This is a genomic window from Enterobacter sp. Taxon_8, from assembly GCF_058354585.1.
Window position 1 is genome coordinate 2,099,194 of record NZ_CM177989.1, and the last position, 14,190, is coordinate 2,113,383.

The 14,190-nt window shown below is 58.3% G+C and carries 12 protein-coding genes; 7 read left to right on the top strand and 5 right to left on the bottom strand.

Annotated features, from left to right (window positions below; translation table 11 throughout):
* Window positions 1-13: 13 nt before the first annotated feature.
* From patD to AC4IBF_RS09965, 3 genes are all read left to right on the top strand, one after another.
* Complete coding sequence (gene patD, locus AC4IBF_RS09955) at window positions 14-1,438, top strand: aminobutyraldehyde dehydrogenase (RefSeq protein WP_367896729.1); 1,425 nt, start codon at window positions 14-16, stop codon at window positions 1,436-1,438.
* A 182-nt stretch (window positions 1,439-1,620) separates the two neighbouring features.
* On the top strand, window positions 1,621-1,794 hold the full coding sequence (locus AC4IBF_RS09960) for a GhoT/OrtT family toxin (protein WP_013096478.1): 174 nt from the start codon (window positions 1,621-1,623) through the stop codon (window positions 1,792-1,794).
* Between the two features lie 87 nt (window positions 1,795-1,881).
* Window positions 1,882-2,637 carry an alpha/beta fold hydrolase gene (locus tag AC4IBF_RS09965; protein WP_325849251.1) on the top strand — a complete coding sequence of 252 codons (756 nt, stop codon included), beginning with the start codon at window positions 1,882-1,884 and terminating at the stop codon, window positions 2,635-2,637.
* Window positions 2,638-2,708: 71 nt separating this feature from the next.
* On the opposite strand, the gene AC4IBF_RS09970 is transcribed toward AC4IBF_RS09965, so the two are convergent.
* Genes AC4IBF_RS09970 through AC4IBF_RS09980 form a run of 3 tightly spaced genes read right to left on the bottom strand, consistent with a single transcriptional unit; the run spans window position 2,709 to window position 9,215 of the window.
* Complete coding sequence (locus AC4IBF_RS09970) at window positions 2,709-4,886, bottom strand: virulence factor SrfC family protein (RefSeq protein WP_491463280.1); 2,178 nt, start codon at window positions 4,884-4,886, stop codon at window positions 2,709-2,711.
* Entirely contained in the window at window positions 4,883-7,864 is a 2,982-nt protein-coding gene (locus tag AC4IBF_RS09975) for a virulence factor SrfB (RefSeq protein WP_491463281.1), read from the bottom strand. Before AC4IBF_RS09975 ends, AC4IBF_RS09970 begins: the two co-directional genes overlap by 4 nt.
* 4 nt (window positions 7,865-7,868) lie before the next feature.
* Window positions 7,869-9,215: an SrfA family protein gene (locus AC4IBF_RS09980; RefSeq protein ID WP_252093050.1), complete on the bottom strand. Its 1,347-nt coding sequence runs from the start codon at window positions 9,213-9,215 to the stop codon at window positions 7,869-7,871.
* Between the two features lie 283 nt (window positions 9,216-9,498).
* Between AC4IBF_RS09980 and AC4IBF_RS09985 the strand changes: the two genes are divergently transcribed.
* Both AC4IBF_RS09985 and AC4IBF_RS09990 read left to right on the top strand, forming a co-directional pair.
* Window positions 9,499-11,097, top strand: a complete 1,599-nt coding sequence (locus AC4IBF_RS09985; RefSeq protein ID WP_045908830.1) for an ABC transporter substrate-binding protein — start codon at window positions 9,499-9,501, stop codon at window positions 11,095-11,097.
* A 50-nt stretch (window positions 11,098-11,147) separates the two neighbouring features.
* On the top strand, window positions 11,148-11,381 hold the full coding sequence (locus AC4IBF_RS09990) for a YdcY family protein (protein WP_008501298.1): 234 nt from the start codon (window positions 11,148-11,150) through the stop codon (window positions 11,379-11,381).
* Between the two features lie 3 nt (window positions 11,382-11,384).
* Here the strand turns inward: AC4IBF_RS09990 and AC4IBF_RS09995 are convergent, their stop codons facing one another.
* Both AC4IBF_RS09995 and AC4IBF_RS10000 read right to left on the bottom strand, forming a co-directional pair.
* Complete coding sequence (locus AC4IBF_RS09995) at window positions 11,385-11,834, bottom strand: DMT family transporter (RefSeq protein ID WP_032656841.1); 450 nt, start codon at window positions 11,832-11,834, stop codon at window positions 11,385-11,387.
* Window positions 11,831-12,349, bottom strand: a complete 519-nt coding sequence (locus AC4IBF_RS10000; RefSeq protein WP_133294521.1) for a GNAT family N-acetyltransferase — start codon at window positions 12,347-12,349, stop codon at window positions 11,831-11,833. The genes AC4IBF_RS09995 and AC4IBF_RS10000 overlap by 4 nt, the downstream gene beginning before the upstream one ends.
* A 148-nt stretch (window positions 12,350-12,497) precedes the next feature.
* On the opposite strand from AC4IBF_RS10000, the gene AC4IBF_RS10005 reads away from it, so the two are divergent.
* Both AC4IBF_RS10005 and curA read left to right on the top strand, forming a co-directional pair.
* Window positions 12,498-13,073 (top strand): helix-turn-helix domain-containing protein, encoded by a 576-nt coding sequence (locus tag AC4IBF_RS10005; RefSeq protein ID WP_008501301.1) that lies wholly within the window; start codon window positions 12,498-12,500, stop codon window positions 13,071-13,073.
* Between the two features lie 65 nt (window positions 13,074-13,138).
* On the top strand, window positions 13,139-14,179 hold the full coding sequence (gene curA / locus AC4IBF_RS10010; protein WP_133294520.1) for an NADPH-dependent curcumin/dihydrocurcumin reductase: 1,041 nt from the start codon (window positions 13,139-13,141) through the stop codon (window positions 14,177-14,179).
* Window positions 14,180-14,190: the final 11 nt, after the last annotated feature.

A 14,190-nucleotide genomic window follows, 5' to 3' on the forward strand; every position in this document is an offset into this window, starting at 1 on the left:
ACAGGAAAATGCTATGCAAAAACATCTGCTGATAAACGGTGAACTGGTTGCCGGAGAGGGTGAGAAACAGCCGGTTTATAACCCGGCCACCGGAGAGGTGCTGCTGGAGATTGCTGAGGCGTCAGCGGCCCAGGTCGACGCGGCGGTTCAGGCGGCCGACCGTGCTTTTGTGGCGTGGGGACAAACGACGCCGAAAACCCGCGCCGAGAGCCTGCTGAAGCTGGCGGATGCGATTGAAGCCCACGGCGAGGAGTTTGCCCGGCTCGAATCCCTCAACTGCGGTAAGCCGCTGCACTGCGCGCTGGGTGATGAAATTCCGGCGGTGGTTGACGTTTTCCGTTTCTTTGCCGGGGCCGCCCGCTGCCTTAACGGGCTGGCCGCCGGAGAGTACCTTGACGGCCATACGTCGATGATCCGCCGCGACCCGGTGGGCGTGGTTGCCTCTATTGCACCGTGGAACTACCCGCTGATGATGGCAGCCTGGAAACTGGCACCCGCGCTGGCGGCAGGGAACTGCGTGGTGATTAAGCCCTCTGAGATTACGCCCCTGACCGCGCTTAAGCTGGCAGAGCTGGCAAAAGATATCTTCCCGGCGGGCGTTCTTAACGTGCTGTTTGGTCGGGGCAAAACGGTCGGCGATCCGCTTACCGGACATGAAAAAGTCCGTATGGTCTCGCTGACCGGTTCAATTGCTACCGGGGAACATATCATCGGCCATACGGCGTCCTCCATTAAACGCACCCACATGGAGCTGGGCGGTAAAGCGCCGGTGATCGTGTTTGATGATGCCGACCTGGATGCGGTCATCGAAGGGGTGAGGACGTTTGGCTTCTACAACGCCGGGCAGGACTGTACCGCCGCCTGTCGTATCTACGCGCAAAAGGGCATTTACGCCGCGCTGGTGGAAAAACTGGGTGCCGCGGTTGCTAGCCTGAAAATGGGCGCACCCGAGGACGAATCAACCGAGCTGGGGCCGCTGAGTTCGGCGGCGCATTTATCCCGCGTGTGCAAAGCGGTGGATGAAGCCAAAGCCCTGAGCCACATCACCGTCGTGACCGGGGGCAGCAAAAAAGAGGGGGCGGGCTACTACTTCCAGCCAACCCTGCTGGCGGGGGCCAAACAGGAAGATGCCATTGTGCAGCGCGAGGTGTTTGGCCCGGTGGTGAGCGTCACCGAATTTGATGATGAGGCGCAGGTGTTGGCCTGGGCGAACGACTCGCAATACGGCCTGGCGTCTTCGGTCTGGACCAAAGACGTGGGCCGCGCCCATCGCCTGAGCGCGCGCCTGCAGTATGGCTGCACCTGGGTGAATACCCATTTTATGCTGGTGAGCGAAATGCCGCACGGCGGCATGAAACTATCGGGCTACGGGAAGGATATGTCGGTCTACGGGCTTGAGGATTATACGGTCGTGCGGCATGTCATGATAAAACACTAATCCTCCCAGCCTGGCCGCATGCGCGGCCAGGCGTTCTCCTTGCCCGCCACACGTGTTACGAAAGATACTCAATTGTTATTAGCCGTAATTTTTAAGTGGTTATTCTGTAACGAAAAAACTTGATCTGTGTCAACATATGACGCATATTGCGTGCGGTTATTTTTTCGGCTCTGGTATACAGAATGACGTTGTATCAAAAGATGTTGGTTTTTTACGCAATCATGGCTTCCATCTGCGCATTAATCACCTGGTTCCTCTCTAAAGACCGCAAACGTATCCGCCTGCTCAGCGCTTTTCTGGTGGGGTCAACCTGGCCAATGAGCTTTCCCGTTGCGCTGCTGGTCTCGCTTTTCTGAAGCACGCTTCCAGTTTTAAAAGATGAACATAGCATTCCTGATGTGGTAACTGTATAAATACACAGTGCATCATAAAAAGGAGTGCTTATGAACAGTTTTTACTCGCAGCAGGCCGGTTGCACCGTGCGCTGGCATGACCTGCCCGGCACCGGCGATCCCGTGGTGTTTATTCACGGGCTGGGCTGCGCCTCTTCCTACGAATATCCCCGCGTCGTACATGACCCGCTGTTTGGCGCGCGCAGAGCGATTCTCATCGACTTGCCCGGCAGCGGCTACAGCGATAAGCCTGAGCACTACAGCTATAAAACCACTGACCAGGCGCACGTTGTCGCGGAACTGATTGACCATCTTGAGCTGGATTCCTTCTGGTTATACGGCCACAGCATGGGCGGCAGTATCGCTATCGAAACGGCGGGGCTGCTGGGGTCGCGCGTGAAGGGACTGATGGTGTCAGAGCCCAATTTCCACGCGGGTGGGGGCATGTTCAGCCGGACTATTGCAGCGCAAACCGAGCTACAGTTTCTGGAGCAGGGTTATGACGCCATGCTTAGCGCAGAAAAAACGGCGTGGGCCGGGTGCCTGCAGAGTAATGCGCCGTATGCCGTCTGGCGGGGCGCATCGAGCCTGGTGGCGGGCGTTGAGCCCGAGTGGGAAGCGCTGTTCCTGTCACTCCCTTGCCCGGTAACGTTGATTTTTGGCGAGCTCTCTCTGCCGGATGACGATGTGGATAATCTGAAGCAAAAGGGCGTTGAGGTAAAAATTATCCCTGCGGCGGGGCACTCGATGTCGTGGGAAAACCCCTCTGCGCTGGCGCGGGCCTTAGCCGAATGTATGACGATGTGATTATTGTGCGATTTATCATCGTTGCTAAATGTAGGCCGGGTAAGCGCAGCGCCACCCGGCAAGAAGGGCGGCTACTTTATTAAATCCCGTAGTGCCTGACGTGCGTCAGGCTGAACATCATGCGGGTGCTGGTAATCAATGTTCTCTATCGCGCGGCTATAGAGTGCGACCAGCCAGTCGTAAACGTACGCGGTGGCCGCATGTACAGGCTGTTCTCCCAGGCGCGTCAAACGAGGCTCGGCGCTGCTGACCACCGGCGTGACGAAGATGGCCTGGCCCTTGCGGATGCGGCTTGCCGGACGCGTCGCCACGGGCGTCTGGTCGTAACCCAGCCAGCCAACGAAATTGCCCATCACGGCATGCAGCTGTGCCGCGCTACTTTTATCCGCTTCGACAATGCGCTGAAGCTGTTGAGGCAGATCCAGCCGGTAGCTGGTGACGACCAGCACATCCGCGATTTGCTGTAACACCTCAGGATCCAGCCCAAGACGGGCGGCGGTCGCCTCGTTGCGGCTCCACTGGCGCAGATGATTTATCCAGACTCGGTGCGCGAGACGCGCTTTGTCTTTTGTCTGGAACAGGCCAGTGCTTTCCTGGGCGTTCTCGGCAAACAGGTCAATGGTATCCGTAAATAGCCCGTTAACCTGCTCCTCGCGAGGCTGCTGAACGGCGAGCAGCGTTTCAAAGGCTTTCAGAGGCGGCAGCATGCCTTCAAGCAGTTCGCCGTGGCGGGCGGCGCTGCTTTGCAGCATGCGCACCATGTTTTCCGCCTGAGCGCGTCTTATCCCCGGTTCTTCAACCAGCGGTGCCAGATAGCTTTGCATCAGCGCCGACAGCTCCTGACGCAGCGCGTTTTTCAGCGTGCCGAGACGCTGCTGTCGCTGCGCGGGTAACGTGGCCTGAGACAGCCATTCGATGACGCGCTGCATGCTGTGGCTGTCCAGCGCCTGCAGCGTGCCCCAGCGTAAACCCGGCTTTCCGAGCAGATGCTGTACGGCTTCATCGAGATTCTGCCGGGTAGTAAAGCGGGCGTCATGCGGGGTGATCGCCCACACCAGCCCCGGCAGGGCAGATTCTTCAGCAGGCTGCGTCTCCTTCACCCAGTTCATTAACACTTTTGCTTTTTTGGCCGTCTGTTCGTGCTGTGCCGTCGCGTTGCAAATCACCAGCACATCCGGCTGAAGCTGTTGACGGTAATGTTCAAGAAGCCACTGGGATTTTGCCTGGCGTAGCGGATCGGCACGGTTATCTTCAAAAACCGGAATATCAATAATATCGACGTTATCCAGAGCCCCGTTCTCAACCGGCAGCACCAGCTCGCGGGTCAGGAATGCCAGCACGTCGACCGGGATGCTGATGGCGTTAAGCATTTCACCGCTATTCAGCGGATGAAGCAGCGTCTCCTGCGCGCCCTGAAGGTCTAACGCGCCGTCGTGCGTCAGGAACCCTTCACCCGGCAGCCCAAAGCTGTCCACCAGCAGGCTAAGCGGGGCAGCAAGATCGCCGGCATGGCTGGTCTGGTGCAGCACATGGGCCAGTTTTAACCACTGCTGGGTCAACTCCTGCTGCTCGCCCCAGAGCAGCGACCAGACGCTGGCTCGCGTGCTGAGATCGAGAGAAGGTACCAGTTGGGCAAACTCATGCCACAGGGCATCATCAATTTGCTGCTTAGCTGCGGGAACCGTGCTTTGCCAGAAGCGGGCAATCGTCCCCACTTCCTGAGCCGTGATGCCGGGCACGCTCTGCGGCTGGCGCAGCCCGCGCCACTTCTCCAGACGTGTCTCAATGACCGCTTTATCCACCGCGCGCATCTGTGGATGGAGGGTCGTACGGGCAATAAAAAGCTGTACCAGCTCGGCCTCGGTGACAAGACTCAGACGCAGCGGGAACGCCTCATCCGCCACCTCCGTGTTTTCACGGGTAAAGCGGACGGCCATGTTGGTCAGGGCATGTCCCGGATTGATATGCGAAAAATAGTCAAAGGTGCGCTGGCCCGGCGTCACGTTCAGGCGTCCATTACCGCTGCCGCAAAGAGACAACAGCAGGTGCGCTTTCGCGCTCTGCGAATGGCCGTAAAGCCCAACGCTGCTCTGGCGGGTCATGGCGCGTTCAATGACCTGCTCCCGGGCCTGCGCCGCGTTGATGCGGGCAAGCAGGGCGTCGGCATCGTTATCCAGCACAGGGGCGTTCAGGCGCGTCTCATTAATCCACCCAATTAAGGCCTGAGTGGTGGTCGTCGTCGCTGTCATTTCAGGTATACGCTCCCGCTGTCGATCCAGTAGTGGCTACCGCTGTGTCGGCGATCGGCCAAAGTATTCAATTTGAAGGTTAATGCGTCAGACGCAACAGGCGTGCCGTCCTGCAGCCAGGCATCGCTCAGCTCGAAGGCCTCCGGCCCCTCCTGCTTGCTGCCGCCGCAGAGCCTGAGCCGCACGTTAAGCACGCCGTCACCGGCAATGGCTTTCGCCAGTTCAGCCGAGTTGATGCTGAGCGTGTAGAGCGGCGTGGCGGGCCAGCGCGCGTTCGCCAACTGGCGGAAGCCGAGAGTCACGTTACCGCGCAGCGGGAAGTGCAGACGCGCGTCAAGCTTCGCGCCGGGTTTATCCAGATCGATATCCTGGTACCAGACGTTTTCCTCGCGCAGGGTATTGACGGTGTTATCCAGCACGCCCAGATAGCGCACGGTGGAATACGCGCCAATGTCCGCGGCTTTAAAGTTGAAGCGCGGCAGGCGCAGGTCAAGCGCCAGGCTGCAGAGCATGGCCCCGACGGCGGCTGTCGATTTCGGGTTGCCAATGCGCCCCTGCTGGCTGAACGGATACCACTCATGTACCTGGTATTTATCCAGCCAGACGATACGGTTGACCGGCACCGGCTGCAGATGTCGAATGAGCGCCTGCACGCCGGGCAGGCAGCCGGGGCGTCCGGTGATCAGCAGAATATCGCAGCTGTAATGTGAAATCGCCTCACACACCGCGTGCAGCGGGGAGGCCAGCGTAAACTGCCCGGCCAGCATCGCATCCTGCATTTCGCGGAAGCTGACGTGCAGCGGCACGGCGAACAGGTCGAAAGCGTCAGAGCACGCAGGCAGGGCATGATCGATCGCCTGCTGCAGATAGTTCATCACGTTGCGCGTCGGCTTCTGCGGCAGGAGATCGCCAAAGGTGGCATGCAGACCGGCCAGCGGATCGTCAACGTCGCTCGATTCCCACGCGGCAAGAATGGCATGGCCAATCGGCATAAAGAGCTGCAGCGCCGTCTGCTGGCGGAGTACGGCCTGGGTATCAATACGCCCGGAGTCGCCGAACAGCGAGGCCATCAGCAGCGAGGCATCAGCAATACCGGATTTCTGCAGCTGCGTTTGCAGCGCGGGCAACACGTAGCGCTGAATCACGTCCAGAAGCGTATCGTCGCCCGCGACCTTAAATCCTTCACGGAACAGCAGCTGAGGGGTGATTTTGACGTTATTGCCGGAACCGTCGTCCAGCTGATAATGGGTGATCGCCATATCCGTTGTGCCGCCGCCGATGTCGATGGACGCTACGCGCAGCGCGCGGCCCGGCTGGCTACCCGGCTCAGGTTCGCGGTCCGGACGAGCAAGAGAGGCGAAGAAGGCTTCGGTCTGGCCGCCAAAGCGGGAGATGGCTTCGTTATACAGCCAGACCAGCTGACCGCAGCTGGCTTCATCCCACTCCATCTGGATTTCAGGTACCGGCACCACGCTTTTTTCCTGCTGTTTGCGGGTGACAAAATCCTCATCCTGCGGGTGCCATCCCATCGCTTTCCAGACGATGGCGATGGCTTCAAACATGCGGCGACGGAAGATCTCGCGCTCCTGCTTTGGCATGGCGGAGGGCAGAGTCAGGATCAGCGTGCGCAGCTGGCGCGGCGACGCCGGGAATCCCAGACGTAAGCGCGTGGCGACGCTGTTGATCTGCCCCAGCGCCTGCGCCAGCAGCTCGCACAGCATGTGGGTCATCAGCGTACTGCGGCTGTACTGCGGCGAGAAGACCGGCAGCCGCTCGTCCTGCGGCAGCGTGAAGAGCGGCTCGCCGTCATCGTTCATCAGGTTCATCAGCGGAAACGCGGTGGCAAGCGGTTCACGCTGGGTCTTGCTGTTCATCTGGCTAAAGCGCCAGTCCTGCACGACCGGCGTTTCATCCCACAGGTAGCGACGCGGGCTCGAGATGCCGCTGTTGCCTTCGGTCCCCAGGCGCTGCATCGCCAGCTTGCGGGCTTCATCACCCACGCGAACAATGGACGGCCAGACAAAGGCATCTTCGCGACCGCTTTCAACCGAGAAGTGCTGCTTGCCAAAACGCGCTTCCGAAAACTCGAGACGGCTGGTGAACAGCGGCGCATTCAGGAACTGCGGCTCGCTTAGCGAGCGAACCTGCAGCTCGGCGGTCTGGCGCAGGCCATCGTTGGCATCGCCGTGGTCTTCAATAATGACGCCACAGGTGTGGGTATTGCCCACGTCGAGGATCAGATCGACCGGAATGGCAGGCGTGCTGAGCGTATGGGTTACAAATTTCACTTCCGGCACGGTGAGCTGTTCACCGAGCATGGTCATCAGGTTGAGCCAGTGGGCCTGATATTCAAAACCGCGCATCGCCTGCTGGAGATCGCGTTCTGAGCGGTTTTCAACGCCGTCGGCATACTGGGTAAATGCCTCGCGCAGCCAGCCGTCAATCCACGTCTGGTCGAGGAAGCTTTCAACCTCCTTGTCTCGCCAGGCCAGCGCGAAACGGGTCCCGTTCAGAATATCGTTTTCGACCGGGGAAAGGGCGGACGTGGCGTGGTCAGCAATCTGGCTGTCAAGGGCGAGAGTGACGCGGTGCGTATTGCCCGCCGTGTCGGGTGTATCCAGCCTGCGCACCTGAACGCGCGCCCAGTTATCCGGCCCCTCAACGAAGGTTCGCGGCGGGTTGAAGCGCAGGAACGGAACCGGAAGCCAGACGCCGTCCAGCACCGCCAGGGACTGATGCAGCGGGATGGTGGTTTCCGGCTTAACCACTTCAGGCTGCCCGCCGTTCGTTCCCGGCAGGGTATAGCGCCCGTTAACAAGGTCGAAATCGAGTCGCAAAAGCGGGCCGTTCGCGGTTTTACGTACGAAGCGCCCGTTGCTGGCGGTGTCCTGCGGCGTCAGACCGAAATCAAGGAACTGCACGCCGCTGTTGGCAATAAGCGTGACGCTTTGTTTATAGTCGCAAAGATTTACCAGCATAGAATCAGGCACCTGCTTTCTTGAACGTCAGTGGAACGACGGTATTGGCATCATAACGGGCGCGACATTCTGCGATATCGCTGGCGCCTGCTTTACAGGCAACTTCCGGCATCGGGTAGCGGGAACCGTCGGTGCAGCGGGCAGTACCGCGACTTTTAATCATCAGCTCGCCGTTGCTGTGCAGCCCGGAGAAGACCTCCGCGCGGCAGACGACGTTGTCGCCATGGACAACCCGGGCGAAGCCTTTATTGTTCTGGATCAGATAGCGCATTGACGGCGGTTTGCCGGTGACCGGATCTTTCACGTCGAGAACCGCACGCCAGGTACCGTTCAGGAAACGCGTCGATCCCGCTTTCACCTGATTCGCTTCCATCACCATGGCATCTTTCGGGATGGCGACAATCACCACCGGGGCAGGCTGTGGCGCAGGCGCCGGAGCAGGCTCTTTTTCTTTGTTCGCCAGCACCTCTGCCTGATGCAGCGGCAGTTTCATCGCCAGCGGCTCAACCGCTTTGATCGGCTTTGGCGCAATCTCGACGGGTTCTGGTGCGGGCGCCGGTGCGGGCTCAGCGGAAGGCGACTGTTTTGGCCACAGCAGCGGTGCGGCAATGGCGGCAACGATCACGGCAGCAACCGGCAGCGTCCACAGGGGAACACGACGTTTTTTCGCGACGATCGGCACAGCTAGTTCCTGAGCGGGTTGCGCAACCGCCGGGGCTGGCTTTGGCTCATACAAATCTTCCGGCGTGATGCGCACCACCGTGGAAGGGGCGATCAGCGGCTCGTCGGCGTGTTCAAATGCTACAACCGGTTCTGGCTCAGGCTCGGGCTCAGGATCTTCAATCACAACGGGGGCAGGCTCAGGGACCAGCGATTCTCGCAGGCAGTCGAGAACATCGTCGCGCGCATTTTCGTTCAGGTTTACAAAGCCCCAGAAGCTGATGACAGGCTTTCCGTCCACCAGGAAGAGGAAGTTTTCACCCGGGAACTGAAACGCCTTTGACAGCAGAGAGCCAAAAAGCTGCTGCGCGGTTTTGGGGGACTGGAGGCATTTCTTGCTTAACGACTCGACGCTGGCGAGCGTGTTTTCCAGATAGCGCAGGGCGCGATAGCGGTCATCTTCATCTGCCGCTTTCCAGCTGGTTACGCTCCCTTCAACGGGAGAATACCAGTCCACGCGGTCACCGCTGTCGTTGACCTGAGGGATCGCCAGACAGTCGACGATGGCCTGTTGTTTGCGCAACCGGAGCGCTTCCCGGATTTGTAACGCTGATTCAAAAACGGCTTGTCCGCCGCCGCCAACGGCCTGAAAGTCATCCAGGTTACCGCTGCGTAAAAGAGTTTTTGCCACGATTTGATCCCATATACTTCTTCACACCGTTACTTTAACGAAATGAGGAAGCAACCAAACGGGGGAAGAGACGCTAAAAGGGCCGATTTCTTGCGGCATAGAAAGTGACGGTTGTGCTTGACGAATAATGGCACTTAAGGCAAATCATCTTTTTGGGCACTGGCGGTTAAAACAGCAAAAAACGCGGCTTTAGAATAACCTGATAGTGTTTCGTTATTTGCCAGGTCAAAACGCCTGTGCTGTTATTACTGTCCTATATAATAAAACTGTCAGGGTTATAACCATGTCTACAGGGAAAACACTGCTCGCCCTTGCGCTGAGCGCGCTGTTACCAGCCGGTGCCGCATGGGCGGCAAACAACGACACCCTTATTTACTGTTCTGAAGCGTCCCCCGAGTCCTTCAACCCGCAAATCGCCAGCTCTGGCCCGTCTTTTGTGGCCAGTTCTCAGGTACTGTACAACCGCCTGATCAATTTCGACCCGGTGAAAAACACCCCTGTGCCGTCGCTGGCAGAGTCCTGGACAATCTCGCCGGACGGCAAGACTTATACCTTTGCCTTGCGCAAAGGGGTGAAGTTCAACAGCAATAAATATTTCAAACCGACGCGCGACTTTAACGCCGATGACGTTATTTTCTCGGTCATGCGTCAGAAAGACCCTAAACACCCGTACCACAACGTGTCGCAGGGCAACTACGAATACTTTAACGATGTGGGTCTCGATAAGCTGATCCAGGACGTTAAAAAGGTCGACGATTATCACGTTCAGTTCACCCTCAGCGAACCCAACGCCGCGTTTCTGGCCGACTGGGGGATGGATTTCGCCTCCATTCTCTCCGCCGAATACGCCGACGCGATGCTGAAAAAAGGCACGCCTGAGAACGTGGACACCTGGCCGATTGGTACCGGGCCTTACGTGCTGCAGCAGTACAAAGTGGATTCGCTGATCCGCTACGTCGCAAACCCGAACTACTGGGAAGGCGAAGTGCCGACGAAGCATCTCATCTTCTCCATTACGCCAAACGTGGAAACCCGCCTGGCGAAGCTGCAGACCAACGAGTGCCAGATTATTCCTGCGCCATCCCCGGTTCAGTTTGACGCCATTAAGAACAACAAAGACCTGACGCTGCACTCGGTCGATGCGCTGAACGTCGGCTATCTGGCGTTCAACACAGAGAAAAAACCGTTCGATAACGTGCTGGTGCGTCAGGCGCTTAACTACGCGACCGACAAGAAGGCCATCGTTAATGCGGTCTTTATGGGATCGGGCACGGTGGCAAAATCGCCGATCCCGCCAAATATGCTGGGCTTCAATAAAGACCTGAAGGACTACAGCTACGATCCTGAAAAAGCGAAAGCCCTGCTGAAGCAGGCGGGTCTGGAGAAGGGCGCGGAAGTCACGCTGTGGTCAATGCCGGTTCAGCGTCCGTATAACCCGAACTCGCGCCGTATCGCAGAGATGATCCAGAGCGACTGGGCAAAAGTCGGCGTTAAAGCCAAAATTGTCTCCTACGAGTGGGGCGAATATCTCTCCGGAATGCGTAAAGGCGAACATGACTCCGCGCTTTTTGGCTGGATGTCCGATAACGGCGACCCGGACAACTTCGCCGATGTGCTGCTGGGCTGCAACAGCATTAAAACCGGCTCAAACGCCGCGCGCTGGTGCGATAAGGGGTATGATGCGCTGGTGCAAAAAGCGAAGCTGACCAGCAGCCCGGCCGAGCGCGCGAAACTCTACGGCCAGGCGCAGGAGATCTTCTACCAACAGGCGCCGTGGATCGCACTGGCAAACGGGAAAACGTTCTACGCGACCCGCAGCAACGTGACCGGATACAGCGTGAGCCTGATGGGCAGCGATTTCTCTAAGGCAAAGCTGAACTGATCGTTTGCCCGGTGGCGCTGCGCTTACCGGGCACATAACAAGGAGTGACAATGTCACATTTAAATGAAGTTATCGCCCGCGTCGATGCCGCCATCGAAGAGAGCGTGATTACCCACATGAACGAGCTGCTGATCGAATTAAGCGATGATGCTGAGCTCAGTCGTGAAGATCGCTATACCCAGCAGCAGCGTCTGCGCACCGCGATTTCGCACCACGGTAAGCAGCATAAAGAGGAGATGGACGCGCGTGAGGAACAGCTGACGAAAGGCGGCACCATACTGTAACGTTCAAAACTGGCGTCGCGCCACCAGCCATGCCCCGACCACCAGCATCACCGCACCGCACACCGGGCCAATCAGGGCGCGCAGCGGAATGCCATTGCTCCTCAGCACGTCCATCACCAGCCCGCCAATCAGCTGGCTTGCTACCAGGACGGCGATGGTCGTTGCCGCGCCAACGTTCTGATATCCGCTGATGCTGGCAAACACGAAAAACGAACCCAGCAGCCCCGGGATAAGCGTCCACCAGCGAACCGTTGCGGCCAGCTCGCTGAACCCGGCGACGCCCTGTTTCAGCAGCAGAATGCTGACAAACAGTACAATGCCGACCAGGGAGTTCAGCAGCATCGCGATGAGAATGGTGGAGGAGGACTGGGTGATACGCACCATCAAGGTGTTTTGCACCACCAGACCAATTCCCGCCGCCACCAGAAACGCCAGCGTCAGTGACTGATTCATGGGATAGCGTCCGGATCGCTGCGCTCGTCCAGCTGCAGCTGCATAAAGGTTAAGTCCAGCCAGCGGCCAAACTTGGTTCCCACCTGCGGCATCTGCCCCGTGGTGACAAAACCAAGCGTTTCGTGGAGGTGAATCGAGGCATGGTTTTGCGCTTCAATCCCGGCCACCATCACGTGTTTACCGATGGCGCGGGCCTCGTTTATCAGCGCGATCATCAGCGTGCGGCCAATGCCTTTTCCCTGATGTTCCGGGTGGACGTAGACCGAGTGCTCAACCGTATGACGAAAACCGTCGAAGGCGCGCCAGTCGCCGAAAGAGGCGTAGCCGGTAATCACGCCGTCCTCTTCGCTTACCAGAACCGGGTAACCCGCGAGAGTGCGTGCCTCAAACCAGGCGATTCGGTTATCGGTATCGACGGTTTTATCGTTCCAGATCGCGGCAGTATGCAGCACCGCGTGGTTGTAAATCTCTCCTATCGCAGCGCAGTCTTCTTTGCAGGCATGACGAACGATCATGATTAAACCTCTGTGTGTTGTTCACTATAGTGTTACGCTTTGGCTACGATATTACACAATCGTATAGCTCGAACGCTACGGCATAAGCCATATTTTTTTGTTATCAAAAGCCCATTGAAATGCTCTTCATTCACTATAGTATGACGTCATGAACACCATAACAGACACGATGAATCAACGGATTAGCGCAAGAATTCGCCTGGAGCGTGAGTCTCGCGGATGGTCCCTGAGCGAGCTGGCCGACCGGGCAGGCGTCTCCCGCGCCATGATCCACAAGATTGAACGCGGGGACAGTAGCCCGACGGCCACCTTGCTTGCCCGCCTGTCAGGCGCGTTTGGCATCAGCATGTCCACGCTGATTGCCCGGGCCGAGATGCAGGAAGGCAAGCTGCTGCGCCTTGCAAACCAGCCCGTCTGGCGCGATCCGCAGACGCACTACCTGCGCCGTCATGTTTCTCCCCGCACCGATCTGCCCATCGACCTTGTTCAGGTTGAACTGCCTGCGGGCAGCGATGTTCCGATGCCTGCCTCTTCTTACGCGCTGGCGCGTCAGCTTATCTGGCTGCAGTCCGGTGAGCTGGTGTTTCAGGAGGGCGACACTCGCCACGAAATGCACGCCGGCGACTGTCTCGAACTGGGGCCGCCAAATGACTGCCGGTTCATCAACGAAACGAATGAAACCTGCATCTATCTGGTTGTACGGCTTAACCAGTCCGGCTCGTAATGCTAATGCGATAACGCCGATCGTGAGCCAGGCTGTAATAACATTTGTACCAGAAGGAGATCCTGATGAATCAATCTGTTTCGCAAAATCGCCGCTGGGTGCTGGCCTCTCGTCCTCAGGGCGCGCCGGTGGCGGAAAATTTTCGTCTGGAAACGCAGCCTGTTCCAGCCCCTGTTGAGGGGCAGCTTTTGCTTCGTACCGTCTGGCTGTCGCTGGACCCGTACATGCGGGGGCGCATGAGCGATGCGCCATCCTATTCACCGCCGGTTGAGCTGGGTGCGGTGATGGTGGGGGGAACGGTCAGCCGGGTTGAGCAGTCAAATCATCCCGATTTCAAACCGGGTGAATGGGTGCTGGGCTACAGCGGCTGGCAGGAGTATGACCTCTCGGACGGCAGCGGCCTTGTGAAGCTGGGCGAAAATCCGTCTCATCCTTCCTGGTCGCTGGGGATACTGGGTATGCCGGGCTTTACCGCCTATATGGGGCTGCTGGATATCGGGCAACCGAAAGCCGGTGAAACGCTGGTGGTGGCTGCGGCAACCGGTCCGGTTGGCGCGACCGTCGGGCAGATCGGCAAAATCAAGGGTTGTCGGGTGGTTGGTGTGGCCGGTGGCGCAGAGAAATGCCGCCATGCCGTTGAGGTTCTCGGGTTTGACCTGTGTCTGGATCATCACGCGGCCGATTTTGCCGACCAACTGAAGCACGCCTGCCCGAAAGGAATTGATGTCTATTATGAAAACGTTGGCGGAAAAGTATTTGACGCCGTGCTGCCGTTACTCAATACCTCCGCGCGCGTGCCGGTATGCGGTCTGGTAAGCGGCTACAATGCGACGGGATTGCCCGAGGGGCCGGATCGCCTGCCGCTCCTGATGGCGACCATCCTGAAGAAACGCATTCGTATGCAGGGCTTTATCATCGGACAGGATTACGGGCACCGCATTAAGGAGTTCCAGGAAGAGATGGGGCGCTGGGTGCAGGAGGGGAAAATCCACTATCGCGAACAGGTAACGGACGGGCTGGAGAACGCCCCCGAGGCGCTGATTGGCCTGCTGGAAGGACGAAACTTCGGCAAAGTCGTGATTCGCGTCGCGAGTGACAATAAATAAACAGCAATATG